Origin of the sequence: Rhodococcus sp. 05-2255-3B1 (assembly GCF_002258545.1) — a bacterium.
Taxonomy (GTDB): domain Bacteria; phylum Actinomycetota; class Actinomycetes; order Mycobacteriales; family Mycobacteriaceae; genus Rhodococcoides.
In genome coordinates, this window is record NZ_NOZC01000018.1 from 1 (window position 1) to 25,248 (window position 25,248).

General features: G+C 64.9%; 25 protein-coding genes and 1 pseudogene. 12 read left to right on the top strand and 14 right to left on the bottom strand.

Features of this window, described 5'->3' with window-relative positions; translation table 11 throughout:
* The 3 genes and pseudogenes from CH249_RS28370 to CH249_RS10465 all read left to right on the top strand — a co-directional run.
* Nucleotides 1–151, top strand: a pseudogene (locus CH249_RS28370) (acyl-ACP desaturase); the annotation flags it as partial.
* A gap of 61 nt (nt 152–212) precedes the next feature.
* Nucleotides 213–917, top strand: coding sequence for a M50 family metallopeptidase (locus tag CH249_RS10460; RefSeq protein WP_032396733.1), 705 nt, complete (start codon nt 213–215; stop codon nt 915–917).
* Nucleotides 918–937: 20 nt separating this feature from the next.
* Nucleotides 938–1,900, top strand: a complete 963-nt coding sequence (locus tag CH249_RS10465; RefSeq protein WP_094683382.1) for an SMI1/KNR4 family protein — start codon at nt 938–940, stop codon at nt 1,898–1,900.
* 150 nt (nt 1,901–2,050) lie between these two features.
* On the opposite strand, the gene CH249_RS10470 is transcribed toward CH249_RS10465, so the two are convergent.
* Entirely contained in the window at nt 2,051–2,521 is a 471-nt protein-coding gene (locus CH249_RS10470) for a YdeI/OmpD-associated family protein (RefSeq protein ID WP_179273293.1), read from the bottom strand.
* A 119-nt stretch (nt 2,522–2,640) separates the two neighbouring features.
* Between CH249_RS10470 and CH249_RS10475 the strand changes: the two genes are divergently transcribed.
* Nucleotides 2,641–3,243 (top strand): YdeI family protein, encoded by a 603-nt coding sequence (locus CH249_RS10475; RefSeq protein WP_094683384.1) that lies wholly within the window; start codon nt 2,641–2,643, stop codon nt 3,241–3,243.
* Between the two features lie 58 nt (nt 3,244–3,301).
* On the opposite strand, the gene CH249_RS10480 is transcribed toward CH249_RS10475, so the two are convergent.
* Complete coding sequence (locus CH249_RS10480; protein WP_094683385.1) at nt 3,302–4,705, bottom strand: GntP family permease; 1,404 nt, start codon at nt 4,703–4,705, stop codon at nt 3,302–3,304.
* 228 nt (nt 4,706–4,933) lie between these two features.
* Between CH249_RS10480 and CH249_RS10485 the strand changes: the two genes are divergently transcribed.
* From CH249_RS10485 to fabG, 5 genes are all read left to right on the top strand, one after another.
* Nucleotides 4,934–5,800 (top strand): lysophospholipid acyltransferase family protein, encoded by an 867-nt coding sequence (locus tag CH249_RS10485; protein WP_230596977.1) that lies wholly within the window; start codon nt 4,934–4,936, stop codon nt 5,798–5,800.
* 96 nt (nt 5,801–5,896) lie between these two features.
* The gene (locus CH249_RS10490; RefSeq protein ID WP_094630605.1) at nt 5,897–6,892 is read left to right on the top strand and encodes an ATP-binding cassette domain-containing protein; all 996 of its coding nucleotides are present in this window, start codon (nt 5,897–5,899) and stop codon (nt 6,890–6,892) included.
* The gene (locus CH249_RS10495; protein WP_094683386.1) at nt 6,889–7,644 is read left to right on the top strand and encodes an ABC transporter permease; all 756 of its coding nucleotides are present in this window, start codon (nt 6,889–6,891) and stop codon (nt 7,642–7,644) included. Before CH249_RS10490 ends, CH249_RS10495 begins: the two co-directional genes overlap by 4 nt.
* 15 nt (nt 7,645–7,659) lie before the next feature.
* On the top strand, nt 7,660–8,397 hold the full coding sequence (locus CH249_RS10500) for a 1-acyl-sn-glycerol-3-phosphate acyltransferase (RefSeq protein ID WP_032396726.1): 738 nt from the start codon (nt 7,660–7,662) through the stop codon (nt 8,395–8,397).
* A 67-nt stretch (nt 8,398–8,464) separates the two neighbouring features.
* Nucleotides 8,465–9,223 carry a 3-oxoacyl-ACP reductase FabG gene (fabG, locus tag CH249_RS10505; RefSeq protein ID WP_094683387.1) on the top strand — a complete coding sequence of 253 codons (759 nt, stop codon included), beginning with the start codon at nt 8,465–8,467 and terminating at the stop codon, nt 9,221–9,223.
* 77 nt (nt 9,224–9,300) lie between these two features.
* Here fabG and CH249_RS10510 read toward each other — a convergent pair whose 3' ends face one another.
* From CH249_RS10510 to CH249_RS10530, 5 genes are all read right to left on the bottom strand, one after another.
* Nucleotides 9,301–10,194 carry a glucose 1-dehydrogenase gene (locus CH249_RS10510; protein WP_094683511.1) on the bottom strand — a complete coding sequence of 298 codons (894 nt, stop codon included), beginning with the start codon at nt 10,192–10,194 and terminating at the stop codon, nt 9,301–9,303.
* Nucleotides 10,195–10,331: 137 nt separating this feature from the next.
* Nucleotides 10,332–11,126, bottom strand: a complete 795-nt coding sequence (locus CH249_RS10515) for an SDR family NAD(P)-dependent oxidoreductase (protein WP_094683388.1) — start codon at nt 11,124–11,126, stop codon at nt 10,332–10,334.
* Between the two features lie 115 nt (nt 11,127–11,241).
* On the bottom strand, nt 11,242–12,090 hold the full coding sequence (locus tag CH249_RS10520; protein WP_306436643.1) for a 3-hydroxybutyryl-CoA dehydrogenase: 849 nt from the start codon (nt 12,088–12,090) through the stop codon (nt 11,242–11,244).
* A gap of 5 nt (nt 12,091–12,095) precedes the next feature.
* Nucleotides 12,096–13,253: an acyl-CoA dehydrogenase gene (locus CH249_RS10525; protein ID WP_094683512.1), complete on the bottom strand. Its 1,158-nt coding sequence runs from the start codon at nt 13,251–13,253 to the stop codon at nt 12,096–12,098.
* 148 nt (nt 13,254–13,401) lie between these two features.
* Nucleotides 13,402–14,049 (bottom strand): TetR family transcriptional regulator, encoded by a 648-nt coding sequence (locus CH249_RS10530; protein WP_094683390.1) that lies wholly within the window; start codon nt 14,047–14,049, stop codon nt 13,402–13,404.
* Nucleotides 14,050–14,165: 116 nt separating this feature from the next.
* On the opposite strand from CH249_RS10530, the gene CH249_RS10535 reads away from it, so the two are divergent.
* The 3 genes from CH249_RS10535 (at nt 14,166) to CH249_RS10545 (ending at nt 17,773) form a co-directional block, all read left to right on the top strand.
* Nucleotides 14,166–14,510, top strand: a complete 345-nt coding sequence (locus tag CH249_RS10535; protein ID WP_032397267.1) for a helix-turn-helix transcriptional regulator — start codon at nt 14,166–14,168, stop codon at nt 14,508–14,510.
* Between the two features lie 108 nt (nt 14,511–14,618).
* Nucleotides 14,619–16,316: a SulP family inorganic anion transporter gene (locus tag CH249_RS10540; RefSeq protein WP_094683391.1), complete on the top strand. Its 1,698-nt coding sequence runs from the start codon at nt 14,619–14,621 to the stop codon at nt 16,314–16,316.
* A 38-nt stretch (nt 16,317–16,354) separates the two neighbouring features.
* Nucleotides 16,355–17,773 (top strand): xylulokinase, encoded by a 1,419-nt coding sequence (locus CH249_RS10545; protein ID WP_094683513.1) that lies wholly within the window; start codon nt 16,355–16,357, stop codon nt 17,771–17,773.
* Nucleotides 17,774–17,835: 62 nt separating this feature from the next.
* On the opposite strand, the gene CH249_RS10550 is transcribed toward CH249_RS10545, so the two are convergent.
* Genes CH249_RS10550 through CH249_RS10580 form a run of 7 tightly spaced genes read right to left on the bottom strand, consistent with a single transcriptional unit; the run spans nt 17,836 to nt 25,204 of the window.
* A complete protein-coding gene (locus tag CH249_RS10550) occupies nt 17,836–18,909 on the bottom strand; it encodes an SDR family oxidoreductase (protein WP_045197380.1) in 1,074 nt (357 codons plus the stop codon).
* A gap of 49 nt (nt 18,910–18,958) precedes the next feature.
* Nucleotides 18,959–19,696, bottom strand: a complete 738-nt coding sequence (locus CH249_RS10555; RefSeq protein ID WP_094683392.1) for a sulfite exporter TauE/SafE family protein — start codon at nt 19,694–19,696, stop codon at nt 18,959–18,961.
* Nucleotides 19,696–20,691 (bottom strand): ABC transporter ATP-binding protein, encoded by a 996-nt coding sequence (locus CH249_RS10560; RefSeq protein WP_032396717.1) that lies wholly within the window; start codon nt 20,689–20,691, stop codon nt 19,696–19,698. Before CH249_RS10560 ends, CH249_RS10555 begins: the two co-directional genes overlap by 1 nt.
* Nucleotides 20,684–21,703, bottom strand: coding sequence for an ABC transporter ATP-binding protein (locus CH249_RS10565; protein ID WP_094683393.1), 1,020 nt, complete (start codon nt 21,701–21,703; stop codon nt 20,684–20,686). Before CH249_RS10565 ends, CH249_RS10560 begins: the two co-directional genes overlap by 8 nt.
* Nucleotides 21,700–22,686: an ABC transporter permease gene (locus CH249_RS10570; RefSeq protein WP_032396715.1), complete on the bottom strand. Its 987-nt coding sequence runs from the start codon at nt 22,684–22,686 to the stop codon at nt 21,700–21,702. Before CH249_RS10570 ends, CH249_RS10565 begins: the two co-directional genes overlap by 4 nt.
* A gap of 9 nt (nt 22,687–22,695) precedes the next feature.
* Complete coding sequence (locus tag CH249_RS10575; RefSeq protein ID WP_032396714.1) at nt 22,696–23,625, bottom strand: ABC transporter permease; 930 nt, start codon at nt 23,623–23,625, stop codon at nt 22,696–22,698.
* Between the two features lies 1 nt (nt 23,626).
* Nucleotides 23,627–25,204, bottom strand: a complete 1,578-nt coding sequence (locus tag CH249_RS10580) for an ABC transporter substrate-binding protein (protein WP_045200564.1) — start codon at nt 25,202–25,204, stop codon at nt 23,627–23,629.
* Nucleotides 25,205–25,248: the final 44 nt, after the last annotated feature.

Sequence of the window (25,248 nt, forward strand, 5' to 3'; positions counted from 1 at the left end):
GCGCAACGACTTCACCGGCCGCGGCGAGAACAAGCGCGAGGAACTCGCCGCGTTCCTCGAAGACCTCGAGCGTCAGGCCACCAAGTTCGAGGAGATGCGTGATCGCTCCTTCGCCCGCGAACGTGCGAAGGCCGAGTCGCGCGCGTCCTGACCGTCCGATGTGAGCGGAACTTCGTAGTCTGCTACGAAGTTCCATTCACATAGGGTGTGGTGTGAACGAATTCTGGGACCGCATCTCCGCGGTGAGTCCTGATCCACCGGTATGGATCGTCCAAGTTGCTGCTGTGATTGCACTCGTCATCGTCGTGTTGCCGCAGACGTGGCGGATCGCGCGCAACGTGGTGACCATCGCGCACGAGGGTGCGCACCTGTTCGTTGCGCTGATCACCGGTCGTCAGCTTATGGGCCTGCGCTTGCATTCGGACACCTCGGGCGTCGCGATCTCGAAGGGCAAGCCCACCGGGCTCGGCGTCATCGCCATGACTTTCGCCGGCTATGTCGGGCCGTCGCTACTCGGTCTCGGTGCCGCGTTCGTGCTCGGGACTCAGCATGCGTCCGCGGTGCTGTGGATCGGTATCGTCTCGATCGCGTTGATGCTGTTGATGATTCGCAACATCTACGGATTGCTCTCCCTGGTCACCGTCGGGGCCGCCCTGTTCGTCGTGTCCTGGTGGGGCACCGGAGAGCAACAGGTCGCTGCGGCGTACTTCATCACGTTCTTCCTGCTGATCGCCGGTCCGCGTCCCGTGCTCGAACTGCAGAAATCGCGCAGCGCAGGACGGGCTCGGGACTCCGACGCCGATCAACTCGCCCGACTGACCTTCCTGCCCGGCATCGTGTGGGTCGGGCTGTTCCTGCTCGTCACCGTCGGATCACTGGCATTGGGCGCGTGGCGAATTCTGATGCCGGTGCAGTGATGCTCGTCTAGGTTCGAGTCGTGAACCTCACCGACATATGGACGGCGTACATGGCGACGCTCCGCGAGCACGCGCCGATCACCGCTGCGTCGATTCGCCCCCCAAGGTCTGTGAGTGAGCGCGAGGCCGCTGAACGCGCGACGACGCCGTGGACGGAGGAGTTGCGCGAGTTCTACTGGTTGCACGACGGGCAGCACGAAACCTACGGCGAGGAGTATGTGCCGGCCGGATCCGTATTGCCGGACTTCACTCTGTACTCGCTCGACCGAGCGGTGGATCGGCACAGGTTCAGTCTCGAAAATCCGCATCCGATCGACGATCTGGGTGAGGACTGGCCGGCCGAAGTCCTTGCCCAGGAGGCAGGTGAGACGGCGGAGATGTTCGTCCCGGCGTATGTTCCGTTCGCCGAAGACGGTTCGGGCGGAACACTTTACATCGACACACGCCCGGGTGCCCGGCGAGGTTGTATTCGCAGCTTCTCATACGATTCCGCTGACCAGGGTGCGCCATGGTTCGACTCGTTGGCCGAATTCATTGCAGCGTTGCACCGCAGCGTCGAGACGGGATCGGCGATCTACGACGACGTGACGCCCTCGTTCGTGGACGGCGTGCTCGAATGGGGCGACCCCGCGTTCTCGGAGGGGTCGATGGCCTACGCCACTACTCTTCCCGTCGTTCGAGTACCATTCCCGCTCATCGATTTTCGGCCATCCCAGCTGTCGGACGACGACGATCTGATCGATCTGGACTACGTGCGCCGCACCGTCATCGATGCCGCTCGGAGGCTGCACCCGAGTGCCGTGGTCGAGGACGCCCGAGCGGTCTATCGTCAGGTGCCGCGCCTGCGGGGTGCGAACATGAATTGGTGGGTGTGGATGGATGGAGCGGAAACGGTCTTCACAGCAATCGTCACCGGAGAGGGACACGACGTCATCGTCCTCGAGCTTCCGCCAGGGGGATGCGTGCTCGAGGCCGACGAGTGAACTGAACAGCACGGGCATTTGCTTGCGCGTCCTCCGCACCTGTGTAGGACGGTCAGGGTCCGCAATCGGCACGAAACGGCGGTCGCACGTGCTCGACCATCCGCCTGCTGTATCGACTGCGGTGGACCCGAATCCACAGCTGGGACCCGTCTACGAACTGTCGGTCAGCAGCTTCACAAGTCGGGCGACTCGGGCCGCTCGGGTCTGCTCGCGCGCCGCGTTGTCGATCGGCATCAACAACTGACGTCGCTCGCTCGGCCGCTTCCGCTCCCAGGCCGCTGTGCACTGCGCGTTCCTCATCGCCTCCTCGAGGTCCTTCGGAACCGGCACCAGATCGGGGTCGGCCGGCTCGAATTCGCACGAGACCAGATCACCGGGGCGAATGCCCAACCGGCGTTGAAGACCTGCACCGATGTAGACGAAGGACCCGGGCATCACATTCGAATCTGCCTTGTTGAGACCGAGATTGAGACTCGAGCCCTCGATCGAACCGTCGATCCGGCGAGTCGGCCACCGTTCCGCCGCCTCGACCAAACGAGTCGGTACACGAATGATCGTGTACGTGTTCTTACCCCACGTCATCGGCTCGAGCACTCCGTCGAACCGGATGCGGTCACTCACCGATGCCTCGCGCCGTCGACACAACACCGAAGGGAATGTCGCCCACGATCGCAGCATAATCGAGTGCAAAGTCTTCGAGCCGGTGACGGACCTTGGAGGCAGTGAGGGAAGGGGTACGCATGGCCGTCATGGACGACGCACCGAGAGTGCATGCCGAGACACGTGCGCAGTGGCGGACATGGCTGACCGAACATCACGCGACGGTGCAATCTGCGTGGCTGGTGTCGTGGAAGAAGGCCACCGGAAAGCCGGCGATCAGCTACGACGACGCCGTGTCGGAAGCCCTTGCGGTGGGGTGGGTCGACAGTCGACCCCGCAAGCTCGACGACGAGCGAACCATGTTGTATTTCTCGCCCCGGAAACCCGCGAGCGCGTGGTCCCGTCCGAACAAGATTCGCGTCGAAGCCCTCCGTGAAGCAGGTTTGATGCTCCCGGCGGGGGAGCGCGCCGTCGAGGCTGCCGTGGCCAACGGATCGTGGACCGTACTCGACGAGGTCGAGGATCTGATCGTTCCCGACGACCTTGCGGCCGCATTCTCCGAATGCGTTGATGCGGAGAACAATTGGAACCGATTCCCTCCGTCCGCGCGTCGCGGCATTCTGGAGTGGATCGCCACAGCCAAGCGGCCGGAGACCCGCGCCGCTCGAGTGCACGAGACTGCTCGGCTCGCATCGATCGGCGAGCGCGCAGCTCGTTGGCAACCCAAGCGCGATCGACAGTGACGGAGCGCGCCACCGATGACTGGGCCGAGTGTCGATCATCGGGTCACGTCTCGCCCCGCTAGAACACCACCCACAGCAGCGACGCGAGTGCGAAGATCGCCAATCCGAGCGTGGTTTCCATGACGGTCCAGGTCTTGAGGGTCGTCTTCTCGTCCATGCCGAAGAAGCGGCTGACGAGCCAGAAGCCGGAGTCGTTGACGTGAGAGAGGACGGTTGCTCCGGCGGCCAGTGCGAACACCAACAGTGCGATCTTGAAGTTGCTCAGATCCAGCTCGGCCACCTGCACCGAGATCAGCCCGGCGGTGGTGGTCAATGCCACGGTCGCCGAACCCTGCGCGACGCGTAGTGCGGTGGCGATCAGGAAGGCCTGCAGCAGAATCGGCAACCCGATGTCGGACAACGAGGCGGTGAGGGATTGCCCGATGCCACTGGCGCGCAGTACTCCACCGAACATGCCGCCGGCGCCGGTGATCAGGATGATCGAGCAGATGGGTCCGAGAGCCTGGTCCATGTACTTGGCACCGTCGGCTACGGGGAAGCGTCCCGGCGCGAGGATGAACAGGGCCAGCAGCAGGGTGATGAGCAGTGCTATCGGGGTCTGACCGATGAGCGTCAGCGCCGCGGCCCAGGTCTCGTCCCCGGTCAGTACGCCCGAAGTGGTCAGTGTGTTGACCACGGTATTGAGCGAGATCAGCACCAGCGGCGTCAGCAGGATGAACAGCACCGCACCGAACTTCGGGGCGGGGTCTCGGAGGCCGGCCATTTCCTTGTCGTGTTCGTCGGTGTCGGCTGCGCCGTCGGAGAAGAGGTCGGCGGGCAGGGTGTGGAACCGCTTACCGAGCTGCGTGCCGACGAGGTAGGAGCCGACGAACCAGGAGACGACGGCGACGGGGACGCCGACCAGCAGTACCGATCCGATGTCGCCGCCGAGAAGTTCGGTGGCTGCGACGGGACCGGGGTGCGGGGGAACGATGGCGTGCATCGCGGCGAAAGCGCCTGCCGTCGGGAGGGCGTACAGCAGCACGGATCCGCCGAACCGTCTGGCGACGGTGAAGATGATCGGCAGGAAGACGACCAGGCCGGCGTCGAAGAAGATGGGGAAGCCGAAGATCAGTGCGGCGACACCCAGGGCGAGCGGGGCGCGCTTGGCCCCGAATCGGTTGATCAGGGTGTCGGCCAATACCTGTGCGCCACCGGTGATTTCGAGCAGTCTGCCGACCATCACACCCAAGGCGACGAGCAGGGCAACAGATCCGAGTGTGGAACTGAAGCCCGAGAGCAGGGCCGACGGCACTTCCGCCAGCGGAATTCCCGCCGCGACAGCGGTGACCGCGCTGACCAGGACGAGTGAGACGAAGGCGTGCAACTTCACCTTCATGATGAGGAACAGCAAGATTGCTACAGCTGCGGCTGCGATCAGCAGCAAAACAGTCGTTCCGTATGCCGGTTCGATCGGATCCATGGGGGTTACCTCGTTCGTTCGGCTCGAATTTCGACCATATCGGACAGTCTGCAAGCCGCGTGGGGTTACGAGCTCCGGTCGTCGGTCGACTCGGTTGCTGTGGAGTACGGTGCGAGTATGAGTGATGGGGATCACGTAACGGGTGGGGACGGCGCCGGAGACTCGACGGGGGAACCGACGAAGGAACAGCTGCGCGAGCAAGCGCAGCGGTACGCCGCCGCTGCGCGGATGAAGATGAAGGAGCGACGGGCGAACTCGTCCGGTGGTCTCGGAGCCGTTGTTGCCGAACGTGCAGGCGGCTGGGACCTCGACGACCAGAACACCGTCGCGATGGACCGTCAGCAGCGGCTGTGGAACGGGGTGATGGATCGGTACTTCCGAATGGAGATCGACGGTTGGGAGACCATCCCCGAGTCGCCGGTGCTGGTCGTGGGGGTGCACTCGGGTGCGCCGTTCGTGTGGGACGCGTGGACGGTCGGCGCGCAATGGTGGCGACACTTCGGCGAGAAGCGGATTCTGCACGGCACTGCGCACGATGCACTGATGGCGTTCCCGTTGATCGGCAAAGTCTTTCGATCCATGGGCGTGCTGCCCGCGGCACCGGACTCGATGTCGACGGCGTTGGCCGAGGGCCGGGACGTCATCGTGTGGCCGGGTGGTGAGGTCGATTCGTTGCGGCCCTGGAGCAAGCGAGACGAGGCGACGCTGGGCGGCCGAACCGGCTTCATCAAGCTCGCCATCCGGACGGGTGTACCCATCGTGCCGGTGGCGACCGTGGGTGGGGCCGACGCGATGCCGGTGCTCATCCGTGGTGACAAGCTGGCGAAGGTGCTCAAGCTGGACAAGATCGCACGGTTGAAGGTGTTCCCGATCGCGATCTCTCTTCCGTGGATCATCGCGCCCGCCGCGCTGCCGCAGATTCCGTTGCCCGCGAAGATTCGTACGCGTTTCATGCCGCCGGTGGAACTGGACCACGATCCGGCTCGGTGCGAGGACGAGGCGTACGTCGACGCCAAGTACGACGAGGTACGTGCGAGCATCCAGTCCGGGATGGACGCCCTCGCCAGCAAGCGAAAGTTTCCCGTGTTCGGTTGATTTCTCGTCGGCCCGGCAACACGGACCGAACCTGACCGCGATCGTTTCTAGCGTCTCCGTCGTAGGGATTCACCGCTACGACGAGGGGCGTCACACATGATCGAAACATCGGGACTGACCAAGACTTTCCGGCAAGGCAAGAAGACCGTGGAGGCGGTGCGCGGCATCGATCTGGCGATCGGTGAGGGAGAACTGGTGGCGCTGCTCGGACCCAACGGGGCCGGCAAGTCGACCACGCTGCGCATGCTGACCACCCTGTTGTCACCGACTTCGGGCTCGGCGCGAATCGCCGGATTCGACGTGACGAAGGATCGAGATCGCGTCCGGCGCAGCCTCGGCTACGTGGGGCAGGGCAACGGCGCGGGCCACAATCAACGCGTCCGCGACGAGCTCGTCGTGCAGGGCCTGTGCTACGGCATGACACGTCCCCGATCACGCAGTCGCGCAGACGAATTGATCGAGGCGCTCGAGCTCGGCGAGCTCGCTGCCCGTACGGTCTCGACCCTCTCCGGCGGGCAGCGTCGCCGGCTCGACATCGCACTGGGGCTGGTGCATCGACCGCCCCTGTTGTTCCTCGACGAGCCGACCACCGGAATGGATCCGCAGAGCCGAGCGAACCTGTGGGACCACATTCTCCGGCTCAGACGCGAGATGGGTACCACTATCGTGCTCACCACGCACTATCTCGACGAGGCCGATTCCATGGCCGAGCGGGTGATCGTCGTCGACCGTGGCACCGTCATCGCCGATGACACCGCCACGGCGCTCAAGTCCGAACTGGCAGGCGATCTGGTGGTCCTCACCGTGTCCGACGCGTCGGCGCTGGTTGCGTTGATCGGCGGTGTGGCCGGAGTCAGAGACGTGACGGTTGCGGGTTCGCGGTTGAACATCCGAGTCGAGCGCGCCGAGGTGGTTCTGCCGCAGATAGTGCGTCTGAGCCAATCCCACGGTATCGAAGTACTGACCGCCGACATGACGCGTCCGACCCTCGACGACGTGTTCCTCGGTCTCACCGGGCGCAGCCTTCGCGAGAGCGCTGCGGCGGCCACGCCTTCACTCGAAAGCGCCGGCACGGCAGGAGAACTCCGATGAACGTACTCTCCGGAAGCACGTTGGTGATGAGCCGCGAACTGCGGCCGATGGTTCGCGATCCGTTCACCGTCATCTTCAGTCTCGTCCAACCGCTGATTCTCCTGGCATTGTTCGGCCCGCTGCTCACCGATGTTCCCGGTCTCGGGGCCGGAAGTGTGTGGGACTGGTTCGTTCCCGGTGTGCTTGCGATGATCACCATCTTCGGAACGTCCATGACGGGCTCGAATCTGTTGGCCGAATTGCAGCAGGGGTCTCACGAACGAATGTTGGTGACACCGTTGCCGCGATCGGCGCTGCTGGTCGGGCGCGCGTTCAAGGAAATGGTGCCGCTGGCCGCTCAGGCCGTGCTGATCGTTCTGGTGGCATTGCCGCTCGGCCTGTCCGTGAATCCGATCGGTGCCGCCGTCGGAATCGTGCTGCTCGGTGTGTTCGGCGTCGGACTCGGCGCACTGTCCTATGCATTGGCTTTGGCTGTGCGCGGACAGGATTGGGTGTTCTGGTCCATCCAGCAGACGCTGATGTTCCCGCTGCTCATACTGTCGGGCACGATGCTGCCGCTGACGGCCGCACCGGGGTGGATGCAGTTCCTGGTCGACATCAACCCTCTCGGATATCTCGTGGACGCCGAACGTGCTCTGTTCGCCGGCGACTTCGCGAGTTCGACGGTGCCGGCAGGTGTCGTCGCGGCCGCGGCCACTGCGGTGGTCGGACTTGCCGTCGGGATCCGGGCTATGGGTTCGAAGCGGGTGTGAGGCTAAGCTCGCGTCATGGATCGGCCTGCGGTAATTCTCGAAAACGATGTGACCGTGTACGACTTCTACCTGCGTCACCAGCAGAATCGTCAGGTCGCGAGGTTGGCCTATGCCACCCTTGCCCGACGCTTCCGCCCGCGGGTGTCGTATCCCGACGGTGCCCGTGAGGAGCTGCGTCGTCTCGTCTACGACAACACGCGTCTGCTCATCGCGGTCAATCATCTGACCGAGAACGATCCGTACACGCTCGCAGCGGCGGCATGGTCGTCGCCGCTGCGTCCGGTCATCGGCCGCACTCGGGTACTGGCCAAGGACGAGCTGTTCCAGGAACCCAAGCAGCGCAAGCGAATCGACATGATGGGTGGAATCCCTGTCTTCCGCGGCAAGAATCACGGAATGCGCGCGGTCAGCGCTGCGGGCAGCCGCATGATGGATGTCAGCGCCGAGCGCATGAAGCGGGGCGACGACCTCGCAGTGTTCCCGGAGGGGACCTGCAACCTCGAGGATCCGACGACGGTGCAGCACGTCGGCAGCGGTATCGGACACATCGCGATGCGGGCGCGCAAGCTCGGGGTCGAGCCGGTGCTGATCTGCATCGGTCTGAGCTACGGCCCCGGTGCGCCGAGAGTGAAGCGGGCGAGCGTCTACATCGATTCACCCATCACCGAACTGCCCGAGAAGCCGATCGACATCACGCGGGTGGTGGCGCAAGGAATGCAGAAGGCGCTCGACGGTGCGGTGGCTGCGTACTGACTGCGCCGGCGGGGTTGGTAGAAACAGATGACAGGTAATTCGATTCGGCGTTCGTCAGGAGATATTCGTGAGTGATCAGATCAAGACGGCCGTAGTCACCGGTAGTGCGCGTGGAATCGGCGCTGCGGTGGCGAAGCGGCTGGCCAAGGATGGTTTCGGAGTCGCCGTGGTGGACCTCGACGAGGCCGCGTGCAGCGACACCGTCGGCGCGATCCAGGCTGCCGGTGGGCAGGCAGTGGCCATCGGTGCCAATGTCGCCGACGAAGAATCGGTCCAGACTGCGGTCGATCGCATCGCGAGCGAGTTCGGTGCGCCGACCGTACTGATCAACAACGCAGGCATCACCCGCGACAACCTGCTGTTCAAGATGACGGTGCAGGACTGGGATTCCGTTCTCGGCGTACACCTGCGTGGATCGTTCCTGATGACCCGCGCGGTCCAGAAGCACATGATCGACGCCAAATGGGGTCGCATCGTCAACCTGTCGAGCACGTCCGCCCTCGGCAACCGCGGCCAGGCCAACTACTCCGCCGCCAAGGCCGGAATGCAGGGCTTCACCAAGACCCTCGCCATCGAACTCGGCAAGTTCGGTGTCACTGCCAACGCCATCGCCCCCGGGTTCATCGAGACGGAGATGACGGCGGCCACCGCAGAACGTGTCGGCATGTCGTTCGAGGACTTCAAAGCTGCTGCGGCGTCACAGATTCCGGTCAATCGCGTCGGTCACCCCGATGACATCGCGCACCTGGCATCGTTCTTCGTCAGCGAGGGCGCCGGCTTCATCTCGGGTCAGGTCGTCTACGCCGCCGGTGGGCCGAAGGACTGACCTCTCCAGATGCGTGAATGGACCATTCACGAGCCCAGACGGGTGTGAATGGTCCATTCACGCAGAACGGATGTCGACTACGGCGTCGGCATGCCACCGTTGACGTTCAATGTCTCGCCGGAGACGTAGCCCGATTCGGCCGACGACAGGTAGACGTAGGCACCGGCGATCTCGGCGGGTTGCCCGGCGCGTCCCAGCGGTGTTTCCTTGCCGAAGTCCGGCAGTGCCGAGGTCGGCTGCCCGCCGGCGGCCTGCAGCGGTGTCCAGAACGGTCCCGGAGCGACGACATTGACGCGAATTCCCTTGGGTGCCAACTGCTGCGCGAGCGCCTTGCTGATGGTGTTGATGGCCATCTTCGTGGTCGCGTAATCCACCAGACCGGGTGAGGGTGTGTACGCCTGGATCGAACTGGTGTTGACGATGGTGGAGCCGGCGGGCATGTGCGGCACCGCTTCCTGGATGATCCAGAACAGTGCGTAGACGTTGGTTTTGAACGTCTGGTCGAATTGCTCGGACGTCAGGTCGGCCAGGTCTTCGACGAACTGCTGCTTACCGGCCACGTTGATCAGCAGGTCGAGCCCACCGAGCTCGTCGACGGTGGTGCGCACGATTCCGCGCGCGGCCTGTTCGTCGGTGATGTCTGCCGGTGCCAGGACCGCGGTTCGGCCGGCGTCGCGGATCGACTGCGCAACTTCCTGCGCGTCCTTTTCCTCCGACGGCAGGTAGTTGAGCACCACGTCGGCACCCTCGCGTGCGACGGCAATCGCTGCTGCACGTCCGATTCCGGAATCGGCACCGGTGATCAGGGCCTTGCGGCCGGTCAGTCGGCCGGATCCACGGTACGTCTGCTCACCGTGGTCGGCGAGGGGCCGAAGATCTGCCGCGAGACCGGGCGGATCCTGGTGCTGTTCCGGGAAGCCGTCCTGACGGTACTGCGTGACGGGGTTGGTGAAGGTGTACTGATCGCTCACTGGGGAATCGTCCTTCGAGTGCAACGTACTGCGTGAGGAACCTCTGCTCGATTCCGTGTGCTCGACGCATGCCCCGATGCGGTCGGCCACAAACTGTGACCGACCGGACAGGATTCGGAGGGTGAGCGTGTCCGGTCTCAGGGCAGGATCGAGTCGACGTAGCCGCCGTCGACGCGCAGTGCGCCGCCTGTGGTTGCGGAAGCTTGTTCCGAGCTCAGATACACGATCATGTTGCCGATTTCCTTCGGGTCGATCAGGCGTCCGATGAGCGATTGGGGCCGGTGTTCCTTCATGAATTGCACCTGTGCCTCGTCCCAGGGCAGTTCGTCGCCGACGAGTTCGCCGACGAACTTCTCGACACCCTCGGTGTGGGTGGGTCCGACGATGACGGAATTGACCGTAACACCGGTTCCTGCAGCAGCTTTCGCGAATCCACGGGTCACCGCGAGCAGAGCGGTCTTGGTCATTCCGTAATGGATCATCTCCTCGGGAATGACGACCGCGGAATCGCTGCAGATGTTCTGAATTCGGCCCCAGCCTGCCTCGGTCATCGCAGGCAGATACGTGCGGATGAGTCGAATGGCCGAGAGCACATTGACCTCGAAATAACGTCGCCATTCGTCGTCGTCGATGTCGAGGGCGGGTTTGGCTCCGAAGATGCCGAGGTTGTTCACCAGAATGTCGACGACGGGGACCTTCTCGACCAGCGTCTCCACCCCGTCGGCCGTCGCCAGATCGGCAGGCACGACGATCACCCGCGCACCGGGCACGTCCTTCAGCAACTGTTCCTCGGCCGAATCGAGCGCCGACGCGCTGCGGCCGTTGAGGACGACGCGTGCACCCGCGCGGGCCAATTCGGTGGCAATGGCCAGACCGATGCCTTGGCTGGAGCCGGAGATCAATGCGGTCCGGCCGTCGAGATCGATGTTCATGAAGCCTCCCAGTGTCGTGGAACGACTCCAGTGTGCGCCTTTCGGAAGACGTGAATGGTCCATTCACCGGCCCTGACGGGGGTGAATGGACCATTCACGCAGACGCGGGGGCCTACTACGAATACGTGTAGAAACCCTTACCGGTTTTGCGACCCAGCATTCCGGCGTCCACCATGCGCTGCAGCAGCGGCGGCGGAGCGTAGTGCGGCTCGCGGAATTCCGCGTAGAGCGACTCGGCGACCGCGAGGGTGACGTCGAGGCCGACGGTGTCCGTCAGGCGCAACGGGCCCATGGGGTGCGCACAACCGTTGACCATGCCCTCGTCGATGTCCTCGGCACTGGCGAAGCCGGACTCGAGCATGCGGATGGCCGAGACCATGTACGGGATGAGCAACGCGTTGACGATGAATCCGGCGCGATCGCCTGCGCGAATCGTCTTCTTGCCCAGCGTGTTGCCGGCGTACTCCGTCACCGCGGACACTGTCTCTTCGCTGGTGAGCAGGCTGACGACGATCTCCACCAACGGCAGTACCGGCACCGGGTTGAAGAAGTGCACTCCGACGACCTTGTCGGGACGCTTGGTCGCGTTGGCCATCTTGATGACCGGGATCGACGAGGTGTTGGTCGCCAGGATTCCCTCGGGCTTGACGATGGAATCGAGCTTGCCGAACAGATCGAGCTTGAGCGATTCGATCTCCGGTGCCGCCTCCACCACGAGGTCGCGGTCGGCGAAGTCGTTTATGTCGAGTGTCAACGTGATTGCGGCCCGGGCCTTCTCGGCTGCGTCGGCTTCGATGCGACCGGATTTGACGGCGCGGGCGAAGGACTTGTCGAGGCGGGCTTCGGCGGCGTCGGCCGTCGCCTGGCTCGTCTCCAGAATCAGTACCGAACTGCCGGAGCGAGCGCACATCTCGGCGATGCCGGCTCCCATGGTGCCGCCGCCGATGACGCCTACGAGGTCGATGTCGCTCATTTGAGCAGCGCCCGCGACATGACGACACGCTGAATCTGGTTGGTGCCCTCGTAGATCTGGGTGATCTTGGCGTCGCGCATCATGCGCTCGACCGGGAAGTCGGTGGTGTAACCGGCGCCGCCGAAGAGCTGCACGGCGTCGGTGGTGACCTCCATGGCCACGTCCGAGGCGAAGCACTTCGCTGCCGCGGAGATGAACCCGAGGTTCTTCTCGCCGCGCTCGGCGCGGGCTGCGGAGCTGTAGACCATCAGTCGAGCCGCTTCGACCTTCATCGCCATGTCGGCGAGCATGAACTGCACTGCCTGGAAGCTCGAGATCGAGGTACCGAACTGCTTGCGGTCCTTGGTGTATGCGATGGCTGCGTCGAGGGCGCCCTGTGCCAGGCCGACGGCCTGCGCGCCGATGGTGGGCCGAGTGTGGTCGAGCGTTTCCAGCGCGGTCTTGAAGCCGGTACCTGGCTCGCCGATGATGCGATCGCCGGGAATCCTGCAGTTCTCGAAGTACAGCTCGGCGGTGGGTGAGCCCTTGATGCCGAGCTTCTTCTCCTTGGGTCCGACGACGAATCCCTCGTCGTCTTTGTGCACGATGAACGACGAGATGCCGTTGGCACCCTTGTCGGGATCGGTCACGGCCATCACGGTGTACCACTCGGACTTGCCGCCGTTGGTGATCCAACACTTGGAGCCGTTGAGGATCCAGTCGTCACCGTCGGCCTTGGCGCGGGTGCGCATGCTGGCCGCGTCGGATCCCGCTTCGCGCTCGGACAGGGCGTACGACGCCATCGCGCCGCCGGCCAGGGACGGCAGAACCTGCTTCTTGAGTTCCTCGGAGCCCTTGAGGATCAGCCCCATCGTGCCGAGCTTGTTGACCGCGGGGATCAGTGAGGACGAGCCGCAGACGCGGGCGACCTCTTCGATGACGATGCAGGCGGCGACGGAATCGGCACCCTGGCCGTCGTATTCCTCGGGAACGTGGATGGCGTTGAAGCCCGAGGCGTTCAGCGCTTTGAGTGCTTCCTCGGGGAAGCGGGAGTCCTCGTCGACCTCTTTGGCGTACGGAGCGATCTCCTTCTCCGAGAGGGCCCGAATGGCCGCGCGCAGTTCGTCGTGCTCTTCGGGCGATTGATACAGATCGAAGTCGGGATTTCCGGCCATGTCGGCCACGCTCCTCGGTGTGTCGGGGGTAGCACTGCCCGGAGGGGGCACTCAGTGCCAAGGATTGCCCCAGTGTACGTCTGAATACGGACCTGTTCAAGGCCGGGTCTTCGGCATCCGGCACTCAGTGCCATTCGGTCCGGATCGATCAGGCGCTTGTGTGATCGGCCAACGCGTCGATGACTTTGGTGACGGACGTGCCTCGGGGGAACGACGCGACGACGATCTCACCGGAGAACTGCGCGCGTACCTGCGCGAGTGCCGAACGCAGATCCTCGACCGACGTCGGCAGGCCGTCGCGAATCATCCGACGAAGGATGTAGTTGTGCGTTGCGGTCACCGTGGCCGAGAACTGCAGGATCTCCAGGTGCGGGTGATCGGGCAGAACGCGCTGCAGATATTCGACGAAGAGTCTGTCGTAGCGAAACACGGTGACGATTTCTCGGTCACGCAGAGCGGGGATCTTGTGGACCACCTGGTAACGCAGGCGCGACATGTCCCGCCACTCGGAAAACCGCTCGTACACCAACTGCGCGGCATCGCACACGGCCCGCCACGGATCGCCCTCGTTCGATTCGAGAAACGCACCGGCCTGCTCCAGCAGAATTTCGTGGTCGGCGAAGACGACGTCTTCCTTGGCGCGGAACTGGCGAAAGAATGTCCGACGCGAGATTCCGGCGGCACCGGCTATGTCGTCCACCGTCGTCGACTCGTAGCCCTTGACGGAGAACAGGTCGAGGGCCGCGGTGGCCACGGTGAGCCTGAAGTCGGTGGATTCTTCGGGTTCTCCGCTCATGGGAGAGAAGGTAGCCGAGTTTCGGGACGAGCAGGGAGAACGTTCTCTTCCGTGCGTTGGTTGCTAGTGTTCGCAAGTAGCCTGCTGCGCGGCGGCGGGTGCCACGGGAGGACTTCATGGCCACGGAATCGAGCCGGCCGCTGTACAGAATGAAAGCCGACTTCTTCAAGACATTGGCGCATCCTGCGCGCATTCGGGTACTGGAGTTGCTGAGCGAGCGCGAGCATGCCGTCTCCGAGCTGCTTCCGGAAATCGGCATCGAGCCGGCCAATCTGTCTCAGCAGTTGTCCATCCTGCGGCGCGCCGGTCTCATCGAAGGCACTCGGGAAGGCCTGTCGGTGTCCTACACGCTGACGTCGCCCAAGGTGGCCGACCTGTTGCTCGTTGCGCGGGAGATACTCACGGGAGTGGTGGCCAACCAGGCCGAGTTGCTGGAGGGCGAGTCCGGGGCACGCACCTGACCCGACGGTTTCGGATGGTTTGGCTCACGTTGCTGTTCACCTGATTCATTACTTGCTAAACTTAGCAATCAGCAGGACCAGGATCGATGAGTTCTCAGAGAGCGTCACATGTCCGAACCGACGAAATCCGACCGTAAGACCGACGCCTCCAGGGCTCTGACGGCCCTCTTGCCCAGATGGAGCGAGTGGAAACCCGCCTTCCGCGCGCCCGGTGCGGATCTGCTGGCGGGTCTGATCGTGGCCCTGGTCGCGCTGCCTTTGGCGCTCGGCTTCGGCGTCAGTACCGGGCTGGGGGCCGCGGCCGGCCTGACCACGGCGATCATCGCGGGAGTCGTCGCCGCGGTGTTCGGCGGATCCCGGTTCCAGGTGTCCGGACCGACCGGTGCCATGACGGTGGTGCTCGTCCCGATCGTCGCCGAGTACGGTCCGACCGGCGTACTCGCCGTCGGGCTGATGGCCGGGGTCATCCTGCTCGTGCTCGCCGCGGCCGGCGTCGGTCGAGCCGTCCGGTACATGCCGGCACCCGTCATCGAAGGGTTCACCGCAGGCATCGCCGTCGTCATTGCGCTGCAACAGGTTCCGTCGGCCCTCGGTATCACCGACGCCGAGGGTGAGAAGGTGTGGCAATCGGCGTTCGACGCGGTGCGCTCGTTCGTCTCGCACGCGAGCGTCCTGACACCCGCCGTGGCCGTCACCGTCGCGATCGTCATGCTCGTCGGAGGCCGACTGGCTCCGAAGATCCCGTTCTCTCTGGTCGCGGTCGCCGGAGCAACGGTCGTCACCCGATTGTTCGACCTCGACATCGCCCGCATCGGCACCATCCCGTCGTCGCTGTCCGCTCCGAACCTGAGCTTCTTCCACCTCGGTGACGTGACGGCGTTGTTGGCTCCGGCGCTGGCCGTCGCAGCGCTGGCGGCTCTGGAATCGCTGCTGTCCGCGACCGCGGCGGACTCGATGGGCGTCGGTGCCCGGCACAACCCGGACCGTGAACTGTTCGGGCAAGGCCTGGCGAATATCGCCGCGCCGTTGTTCGGCGGGATCCCGGCCACCGGTGCCATCGCCCGCACCGCCGTCAACGTCCGATCCGGAGCGCGCACCAGGCTCGCCGCGCTCACTCACGCCGTGATTCTCGCCGCGATCATGTACTCCGCCGCGGGATTGGTGGCCGACATTCCACTCGCGGCTCTGGCCGGGGTGCTCCTGGCGACGACGGTACGCATGGTCGAAACTGCCTCCATCCGAGCAATTTCCCGCGCCGGTCGTGGGGACACCGTGGTGATGGCGTCGACCTTTCTCGTCACGGTCGTCTTCGACCTGGTGACGGCCGTGGCGGTCGGCGTCGGGTTCGCTGCGGTGCTCGCACTGCGCGCGGTCGCGCGATCGGCCACGGTCGAGCAGGTGCCTCTGAATGCACTCGACGCGGTCTCGGAGGAAGAAGGCAATCTGCTTCGCGAACACATCGTCGCCTACCGAATCGACGGCGCGTTGTTCTTCGGAGCCGCGCACAGCTTTCTGCTCGAGCTCGCCGACGTGTCGGACGTGAAAGTGGTGATCCTGCGCATGTCACGAGTGACCACGATCGATGCCACAGGAGCCATCGTGCTCAAGGACACGATCACCGAACTCGAACACCGCCACATCACCGTCCTGATCTCCGCGGCCAAACCCGAACACCTGCGACCGCTGACTGCGCTGGGTGTGTTCACCACCAAGGACGACGAGGCGCGCCGTGTTTTCGAGACCACCCCGCAGGCCATCGCCTATGCACGCACCGTGGTGACCGAGGTAGCCGAACACCGCGGGTAGGGTCCAAGTCACACTTGCGTAGGAAAGGACCGCTCATCGTGGCTCTCGTTGCAGGAATCGACTCCTCCACTCAATCGTGCAAGGTATTCGTTCGTGATGCCGAATCGGGAGAGTTGGTGCGCCAGGGGCGAGCCTCCCATCCCGACGGCACCGAGATCGACCCGCAGCGCTGGAAGGATGCGCTCGACGAGGCGGTGGCGGCAGCAGGCGGACTCGACGATGTGGACGCAGTATCGGTCGGTGCGCAGCAACACGGCATGGTGTGTCTCGACGAGACGGGAACTGTGGTCCGTAACGCTCTGCTGTGGAACGACACTCGGTCGGCGCAGGCCGCAACCGACTTGGTGTCGGAGTTGGGGAAGGAGACCGGCGTCGACGGCGGGCAGGCGTGGGCCGACGCCGTCGGAGTGGTTCCGTTGGCCTCGATCACCGTCGCCAAGCTGCGATGGCTCGCCGACCACGAGCCGGAGAACGCCGATCGCACTGCGGCCGTGTGTCTTCCGCACGATTGGCTCAGCTGGCAGCTCGGCGGCGCATCCGGGCTCGATTCCGTGGCCACGGATCGGGGCGACGCCAGCGGCACCGGGTACTTCTCCGCCGCCTCGAACGAATATCGAACCGATCTGTTGCAGTTGGGTTTTCGTGGGCGCAACCCGCAGCTTCCGCGGGTCGCGGCACCGAACGAGACCATCGGCCGACTCCGCAGCGGTGCACTGATCGGACCGGGTACCGGAGACAACGCCGCCGCGGCCCTCGCCCTCGATGCCCAGCCCGGTGACGTGGTGGTCTCGGTGGGCACTTCCGGTGTCGTATCGGCCGTGACATCGATTGCGGCAGCCGATGGTTCGGGTCTGGTCGCGGGATTCGCCGACGCCACCGGCCGGCAGTTGCCGTTGGTGTGCACCCTCAACGCTGCCCGGGTGCTCGATGCGACGGCGCGTCTATTGGGCGTCGACCACGACGAACTGTCTCGGTTGGCGCTGTCGACGACCAGCGATGGCCTGGTGTTGGTGCCGTACCTCGAGGGTGAGCGCACCCCCAACCGTCCCGATGCATCCGGCGCGATTCACGGCCTGCGACTGAACAATTCGACGCCCGGCCACCTGGCGCGCGCAGCAATCGAGGGACTGCTGTGCGGTTTGGCCGACGGTATCGACCACCTGCGTGCGCAGGGTGTGGAGACGAAACGGGTGCTACTCATCGGCGGAGGCGCGAAGTCCGCAGCGTTGCGGGTATTGGCTCCGGCGATTCTCGGGGTTCCGGTGACCGTGCCCGAGCCGGGTGAATACGTCGCCGACGGTGCCGCGCGTCAGGCCGCGTGGACGTTGGCCGGCACCACTGAGCCGCCGACCTGGGCCCAGGCACCGTCGCAGACCTACGAGGCCGACCCGACCCCGGCGGTGCGGGAGCGCTACGCCGAGGTGCGGGATCTGACCGAGGGCACCACCCCCATGTGAGCGAAACTTCGTAGCCCACTACGAAGTTCCACACACGTGCGGCGGAGCCGCTCTGGCGCTCTCTAGGGAATCAGGCGCGCGTCGCGGTAGCGCTGGATCACCGAGGCGATGGCATCCGGGGTGGATCGGAAGCCCAGGAACCCTGCCTTCTTGGACTTGTTCATGTCGGTCAGGCATTCCATGTCGCGGCCGAGGTCACCGTCGGTGTGCCACCACGACGCCAACCGGGTGACGTCGCTTTCGGCCAGATCGTGCTTGTCGGCGATGCGCTTCCACGCGGCGGCCGCGTCGGACATGCGGGGTTCGAGGGGGCGCGGCTCGGTGTCGAAGCCCTCGGGCTCGACGCCGAAGTGCGCGGCGAACTGCGGCCACAGCCAGCGCCAGCGGAAGACGTCACCGTTGGCGATGTTGAACGCCTCGTTGTGTCCGTTGTCGTCGGTTGCGGCCCACACCATCTGCTCGGCGAGCAGGTCGGCATCGGTGAGGTCGGTCAGCCCGTTCCACTGTGTCTCGGAGCCGGGGAAGACGAACTTCTCGCCGAGTTCCTTGCAGATCGACGCGTACACGGACAGCGTGAGCATCATGTTCATCGCGTTGCCGACGGCGAAGCCGGAGATGGTGTGGGCGCGGTGCACACTCCAGCCGAATCCGAACTTCTCGGCACCGGCGAACAGTTCGTCCTCCTGCGCGTAGTAGAAGTTGGGGGTGTCGAGTCGATCCTCGGTCTCGTGGAACGGGGTCTCGGCCATCACGGACTCGCCGTAGGCGTCGAACGGTCCGAGGTAGTGCTTGAGTCCGGTCATCAACGCGACGTGCTTCACCGAGTCGAGGGGGCCGAGCACATTCAGCACATTGCGCAGAGTTGCCGAGTTGACCTCGATGTTCTCCTGCTCCGAGTCCTTCTTCATCCAGGCGGTGAAGAACACGACCTCGGGGCGGACGTCCTTCAGTGCCTCCTCGAGCGAGGCCGGGTCGAGCAGATCGGCCGCCACGGGGACGACGCCGTCGATGGGGACACTGCCGCTGCGGCTCAGTCCGTAGGTGGTCCAGCCTGCATCGAGTGCGGCGCGGCACAGGGCCTGCCCGGAAATACCGGTGGCACCGACGATCAGCGCGCGCGTGTTGTTCGTAGTCATTCGGACCGACTACCCAATGGAGCCTATGCGACACGTGACGCGTCGAGTCTCACAACAGGGTGAGAACTTGCTGGGCGACGAGCACGAGCGCGCCGACGGCGGAGACAGTGATCGCGATGATCCGCAGGCGTCGACGATCGAGAACTCGATTGACCACCCGCGACAGCAGAAAGCCGAGAACAGTCGCCGGGGCCAGGAACACGAACAGCGTGGCGGTGTGGGCATCCACTGCTCCGGCCACTGCCAGCACCGCCAGCGAGATGAGTGAGCCGACGAGGAAGAAGCAGCTCATGGTGCTGCGCAGTTCGGCTCCGGTGTTGCGTTGCCACACCAGCGCCATCGGCGGCCCGCCGATGGAGGTGGCCGTTCCCAGAATTCCCGACGCGGCCCCGGCCACCATCAGATTTCGTCTGTGCGGCAGGGGGACCCAGCCGAACGACGTCAGTGCGACGCCGCCCAGCACCACCAGCGCCAGCAGAATCGCCAGTCCGCGTTCGGGCAGCAGGACGAGCAGCAAAGCACCCACCGCCGAACCGGGGAGGCGACCGGCGAGCGCCCACCCGGCACCCGAGAGGTCGAGGGCAGTGCGATCGCGAACCAGAACGAGCACACTGACGACGACGGCGAGCATGATCAGGGTTGCCGGGATGAGGCCGGGGTCGACGATCGCCACGATCGGTGCGGCGAGCATGCCCATGCCGAATCCGATCGACGCCTGCATCGCCGATGCGAAGAAGATGGCCAGGGCGACGACGACGAAGCCGGTGATGCTCAGGTGTGTTGCCATCACGTCCCGGCAGCGACGAGGCCGAGGTTGCCTGCTGCGAGCGGGTAATGGCATTCGGCGATGTGATCGGCCTCGTCGGCGTCGAGCGCCACCGGGGGTGCCTCACTGGCGCACAAGTCGGTCGCCTTCCAGCAGCGCGTGCGGAATCGGCATCCCGACGGCGGGTTCAGCGGCGACGGTACCTCGCCCTTCAGCAGGATCTTCGTCCCGCGCGTCGACGCGTCGAGTGTGGGTGCGGCCGACATCAATGCCGCTGTGTACGGGTGAGCCGGACGGTCGAACACTGCTTCGGTGGCCCCGGATTCGACGATGCGGCCGAGGTACATCACCGCGACGCGGTCGGCGACGTGTCGGACAACCGACAGATCGTGCGAGATGAACACGTACGAGATGCCGAGTTGCTTCTGCAGGTCGTTGAGCAGGTTGAGCACCTGCGCCTGTACCGAGAGGTCGAGTGCGGAGACCGGCTCGTCGCAGATGATCACGTCGGGGTTCAGTGCCAGAGCGCGCGCGATGCCGAGGCGTTGGCGTTGACCGCCGGAGAATTCCTGCGGGAAGCGGTTCTCGTCGCTCGGCCGAAGACCCACCAGATGCAGCAGCTCACGTACGCGCGCGGAGCGGTCGCGTCGAGTCCTGTACAGGCTCTTGTGGGTTCGCCACGGCTCGCCGATGATGTCCCCGGCGGTCATTCGTGAGTTGAGCGAACCGTACGGGTCCTGGAAGACCATCTGTACCCGCCGACGCCACGCGAGCAGTTCCTTGCCGCGCAGCGCGAACGGATCCGTGCCGTCGAACGCGACGGTGCCCGAGTCGGGTCGTTCGAGCATCATCAGGGTGCGCGCGAGAGTGGACTTGCCGCAGCCGGATTCGCCGACGAGGCCGAGGGTTTCACCGCGTCGCAGGTCCAGGTCGATGGCGTCGAGGGCGCGGAGCTTGCCGCGGCCGACGTCGAAGGTCTTGTTCAGGCCGCGGACGGTCAACAGTTGCTCAGACATGGGTGGATACCTCGTTCGGGAAGTGGCATGCCGACATCCGGCCGCTGCCGACGGATTCGAGCGGTGGACGAGTACTGATGCAGATCTCGCGGGCCAACGGGCAGCGGGCCTGATAGACGCACCCGTCGGGAATGGAGTGCAGGTCCGGTGGGGTGCCGCCGATCGACTTCAGATCCTCACCGCGGACTGCGTGGACGGGTACCGAGTCCAGTAGGCCCTTGGTGTACGGGTGTCGCGGTGCGCCGAACACCTCGGACACCGGTCCGGTCTCGACGACGTTGCCCGCGTACATGATCGCGACTCGGTCGGCCTCCTCGGCCACCAGGGCGAGATCGTGGGTGATGAGTACGACGGCCATGTCGTGTTCGGTGCGTAGTTCCTTGAGCAACGCCATGATCTGGGCCTGCACCGTCACGTCGAGGGCGGTGGTCGGTTCGTCGGCGAGCAGTACCGACGGACTCAGGGCGACGGCCATCGCGATCAGCAGGCGTTGACGCATGCCGCCGGAGAACTGGTGGGGATAGGAGTCGGCACGGGATTCGGGCTCGGGGATACCCACGCGGGCCATCAGCGCGATGGCCTCTGCTCGTGCCTGCTTGCCGGACATACCGCGATGGATCCGAAACGGTTCGGCCAGTTGGGTTCCCACGGTGTAGACCGGATTGAGGGCGGTCAGTGCGTCCTGGAAGACGATGGCCAGTTCGGTGGCCGCGACCGTGCGTCGCACCTTGGTCTTGGCCGTCACCAGGTCGATCTCGCCCATCTCGACCGAACCGCCGGTGATGTCTGCGATCGGTTCGAGCAACCCGACGATGGCCTGTGCCGTCATGGACTTGCCGCAGCCGGATTCACCCAGCAGGGCGAGGGTTTCGCCGCGGCGGGCGGTGAAGGTGACGTCGTCCACGGCGCGGATGACGCCGGACGGGGTCCGCAGATCGACGGTCAGTCCACGCACGTCCAGGGCCACGCTGCCGGTATCGGCGCGTCGAGGTGCGGTTGCCGGTGCGCTCATGAGACGACCTTTCGTACGGGGAGCAGGCGAGATCGCTTGGAGCGGGGCACATTGAGTCGCCAGCGCTGCGCTGGATCGGTGGCGATGCGCGCCCACGCGGCGAGCACGGTGGCCGAGACGGTGGTCAGCACGATGGCCAGACCGGGGAAGAACGAGAGCCACCACGCGGTCTGCAGGTAGGTGCGGCCCTGCGAGACCATCAGGCCCCACGAGACGTCCGGCGGCTGAATGCCGATGCCGAGGAAGCTCAGTGACGACTCGGCGAGAATGACGAAGCAGAAGTCCAGGGTCGCGACGGTGAGCAGGGTCGGTAGCAGGATGGGGGCCACGTGGCGTCTGATCACCGATCCGCTCTTCGCGCCGAATGTTCGTGCGGCATCGACGAACAACCGACTCTGCAGCTCGGCCGACTCCGCGCGGGCGGTGCGTAGGTAGATCGGGATGCGGGTGACCGTCAGGACCAGAACGATGTTGGCGGCGCTGGGGGAGAAGACGTAGAGCACGACGACCGCCATCAGCAGGGACGGGAAGCTCAGGATCACGTCGGCAACGCGCATCGCCGCGGTCTCGCGCCAGCCTCGATGGAAGCCGGCCCACATACCGATGAACGAGCCGATGATCGCCGAGAGGATGACGGCCGGAACGGCAACCGAGAGTGTGGTTCTACTGGCCACGATCAACCGGGCGAGCATGCTGCGGCCCAGTGGATCGGTGCCGAGGATGTTCATCCACCCGGTGTCGAGGGTGAACGGTGGCAGGTTGGAGCGGTCGAGGTCCTGATCGGTTGCCGAGTCGCCGACCAGCATCGGGCCGAAGACCGCGGTGAGGAAGACCAGCACCAGGATCGCGGCGGCGACGGTGGCGACCCTGTCGCGTAGCAGCAGCTTCCACAGCGGGGCCGACGCCTTGCGGGCTTCCACCGGACTCTGGGGTGGAACATCCTCGGGCTCGGACGTTTTCGGTGCTTCGAAGTCGAGTGACATCAGTTTCTCCTAGACCTTCACCTTGTCGCGAACCCGGGCGTCGAGCAGTGCGTAGCAGGCGTCGATGACGATGTTGAGCACGAAGATGGACACCGCCGTCAACAGCACGGCCGCCTGGAGAACCGCGAAGTCGCGCTGCAGGATGGCGTCGATCATCAGTTTTCCGATGCCCGGCCAGCCGAAGATGGCCTCGACGACCACCGCTCCGTTGACGAGACCCACCATCAGGTCGCCTGCGACCGTGAGCGCCGGTGCGGCTGCGTTACGCAGGGCGTGGTGGGTGACGACCCGGAGATCGCCTGCCCCTTTGCTTCTCGCGAGTCGCACGTACGGTGCCGACAGTGCCGAGACCATTGCGCCGCGCACCACCTGGGTGAGGACTCCGAGGGGACGAATGAGCAGAGTCGCGATCGGCAGTATCCAGGAGAGCATTCCGTTGTCGACACCGGAGGTGGGCAGCCAGCCGAACAGGATGGCGAAGACGTAGACGCCCATGATGGCGAACCAGAAATCGGGAATGCTGGCTGCGGTCATCGACAGCAGGCTCGAGATGCGATCGGCCAGCGAGTTGGGCCGGTACGCGGCCCAGCAGCCGATGATCACGGCACCGAGGATCGCGAGGAACATCGTCGCGAACGCCAGCTGCAGTGTCGCCGGGAATGCGCGCAGTGCCATCGCCGACGCGTCCTCGCCGGTACGGAGCGACTGCCCGAAGTCGAGTTGCACGACGCCCTTGAAGTAGTCCAGCAGCTGCGTCAGCACCGGCTGATCGAATCCGTTGGTGGCGCGGAACGCCTCGCGCTGGGCCTGAGTTGCCGACTCGGGTAGGTACAGGCTGGTGGGGTCGCCGGTGAGCCGAGCGAGGAAGAACACGCCGAGCAGGACGACGAACAGCGGAACGAGGCTGGTGTAGATCCGTCTGCGGAGAAATCTGAACATGTCAGGGCCTCTCGGTATCGGCGCGAGTCATCGCGGCGAGATGCATTTCGTCGACCGTGGCCGAGTTGGGGGTGTAGTCGACCGAGGACGCCTTGGCGAGCACACCGTTCATGTGCGCGATGTAGGCCATCTGCATGATGTCCTTCGGTTCGTCGGCGAACACCTGCGCGTACGCGTCCTGCCTGTCTTCTCCGGTCAGTGCGCCCGCCGCGGCGATCTCTCTGTCGAATTCCGCTGTGCCGTAAGCGCTCTGGAATCCGTCGCTGGTGAAGTACTGGTCGACGGTGAAGGCCGAGTCGCCCGCCTGGTTACCGTGCTGAATCACCAGCAGGTATGGCCCGACGTCCGGAAACGGACGTTCCTGGTATTCGGCAGTGCCGGCGGCGTCCATCATTTCGATCTTGACGTTCATGCCGATCTTGGACAGCGAGTTCTGGATCACCTCGACTGTTTCGTTGATCTTGGGGAACTGTCCGGTGCGCCCGATGAGTCGAATCTCGGTGTCCACGGGTACGCCGTCGGCGCGGGCCTCGTCGATCAGCGTGCGGGCCCGGTCCATGTCGTAGGGCCACGGCGTCAAGTCCTCGTTGAATCCCACGACGCCCTCGGAGATGAGTTGTGCTGCAGGCGAGCCGAGTCCGCGGAACAGTGCTTTGACGATGCCGCCGCGGTTGATCGCGTAGTTGATCGCCTGCCGCACCCGCATGTCGTCCAGCGGCGGCTGCGCTGCCTGGATGCGGAGCGCCGTGGTCTCGTTGTTGGGGTAAGCGACTCCCAGGTCACCTGCCCCGTCCTCCGGGCCGACCGATGTCGCGATCTCGGCCTCGCCGTTGGTCACCATCGAGGCGCGGACGCTTCCCTCGCTGCGCCATTGATATTCGGCCCTGGCGTATTCGGGCTTCGGACCCCAGTAGGTCTCGTTGCGTACGAGCGAGAGCTTCTGTCCGTAGTCCCAGCGTTCGATCGCGAACGGTCCCGTTCCGATCGGTTCACGCACGCGCTCGGTGTAGCTGGCTGTGCGTGGGACCATCTCGACGAACGACAGACGTAGCGGCAGGATGGGGTCGGGTTCCGGGGACTGCACAGTCAGTGTCATCGGATCGACCGCGTTCACCACCAGGTTCGCGTCACCGAACACATAACCTTCGACGTTGCAGCCCAGTTCCGAATTGACCGTGCGGTCGATGGAGAACGCGGCGTCCTCGGCTTCGAAGGGACTGCCGTCGCTGAAGGTCACGCCGGGGTGGATCGCGAACGTCCACTCCGTGTCCGAGGTCTGTTCCCACGAGTCGGCGAGCTTGGGCTCGAGATCGCCGGTGCTGGGGTTGCGTTCCATGAGGGGCTCGGTGATGTTCGAGCGGGTGACGACCCCGACCGACGTGAGCGAGACATCGCACGCCTCGAGGGTCGGCGGTTCCTGCGGCAGAACGATGCGCAGGGTGTCGGCGCGAGCGGCTCCACCGTTGTTGGAGTTGGCGACGGTGCAGCCGCTCACGATCAATGAAAGTGACAGTGCGCCAACGGCTGATGCGATGACGCGATGGTTCCGTCCCTGCTGCACGAAGAGTGCAGGGCTCATGGTGGCCTCCAGTGGGAAAAAGGATCCGCGTCTGCATGTCGCAG

What these genes read in the sequence shown, in the direction of transcription:
- CH249_RS10475 (WP_094683384.1), top strand. Translation starts at nt 2,641, where the DNA reads ATGGCCGTCATGGACGACGCACCGAGAGTGCATGCCGAGACACGTGCG.
- CH249_RS10550 (WP_045197380.1), bottom strand. Translation starts at nt 18,909, where the DNA reads ATGACTACGAACAACACGCGCGCGCTGATCGTCGGTGCCACCGGTATT.
- CH249_RS10565 (WP_094683393.1), bottom strand. Translation starts at nt 21,703, where the DNA reads ATGAGCGCACCGGCAACCGCACCTCGACGCGCCGATACCGGCAGCGTG.
- CH249_RS10555 (WP_094683392.1), bottom strand. Translation starts at nt 19,696, where the DNA reads ATGGCAACACACCTGAGCATCACCGGCTTCGTCGTCGTCGCCCTGGCC.
- CH249_RS10560 (WP_032396717.1), bottom strand. Translation starts at nt 20,691, where the DNA reads ATGTCTGAGCAACTGTTGACCGTCCGCGGCCTGAACAAGACCTTCGAC.
- CH249_RS10580 (WP_045200564.1), bottom strand. Translation starts at nt 25,204, where the DNA reads ATGAGCCCTGCACTCTTCGTGCAGCAGGGACGGAACCATCGCGTCATC.
- CH249_RS10570 (WP_032396715.1), bottom strand. Translation starts at nt 22,686, where the DNA reads ATGTCACTCGACTTCGAAGCACCGAAAACGTCCGAGCCCGAGGATGTT.
- CH249_RS10495 (WP_094683386.1), top strand. Translation starts at nt 6,889, where the DNA reads ATGAACGTACTCTCCGGAAGCACGTTGGTGATGAGCCGCGAACTGCGG.
- CH249_RS10525 (WP_094683512.1), bottom strand. Translation starts at nt 13,253, where the DNA reads ATGGCCGGAAATCCCGACTTCGATCTGTATCAATCGCCCGAAGAGCAC.
- CH249_RS10500 (WP_032396726.1), top strand. Translation starts at nt 7,660, where the DNA reads ATGGATCGGCCTGCGGTAATTCTCGAAAACGATGTGACCGTGTACGAC.
- CH249_RS10480 (WP_094683385.1), bottom strand. Translation starts at nt 4,705, where the DNA reads ATGGATCCGATCGAACCGGCATACGGAACGACTGTTTTGCTGCTGATC.
- CH249_RS10515 (WP_094683388.1), bottom strand. Translation starts at nt 11,126, where the DNA reads ATGAACATCGATCTCGACGGCCGGACCGCATTGATCTCCGGCTCCAGC.
- CH249_RS10485 (WP_230596977.1), top strand. Translation starts at nt 4,934, where the DNA reads ATGAAGATGAAGGAGCGACGGGCGAACTCGTCCGGTGGTCTCGGAGCC.
- CH249_RS10535 (WP_032397267.1), top strand. Translation starts at nt 14,166, where the DNA reads ATGGCCACGGAATCGAGCCGGCCGCTGTACAGAATGAAAGCCGACTTC.
- CH249_RS10490 (WP_094630605.1), top strand. Translation starts at nt 5,897, where the DNA reads ATGATCGAAACATCGGGACTGACCAAGACTTTCCGGCAAGGCAAGAAG.
- CH249_RS10575 (WP_032396714.1), bottom strand. Translation starts at nt 23,625, where the DNA reads ATGTTCAGATTTCTCCGCAGACGGATCTACACCAGCCTCGTTCCGCTG.
- CH249_RS10530 (WP_094683390.1), bottom strand. Translation starts at nt 14,049, where the DNA reads ATGAGCGGAGAACCCGAAGAATCCACCGACTTCAGGCTCACCGTGGCC.
- CH249_RS10540 (WP_094683391.1), top strand. Translation starts at nt 14,619, where the DNA reads ATGTCCGAACCGACGAAATCCGACCGTAAGACCGACGCCTCCAGGGCT.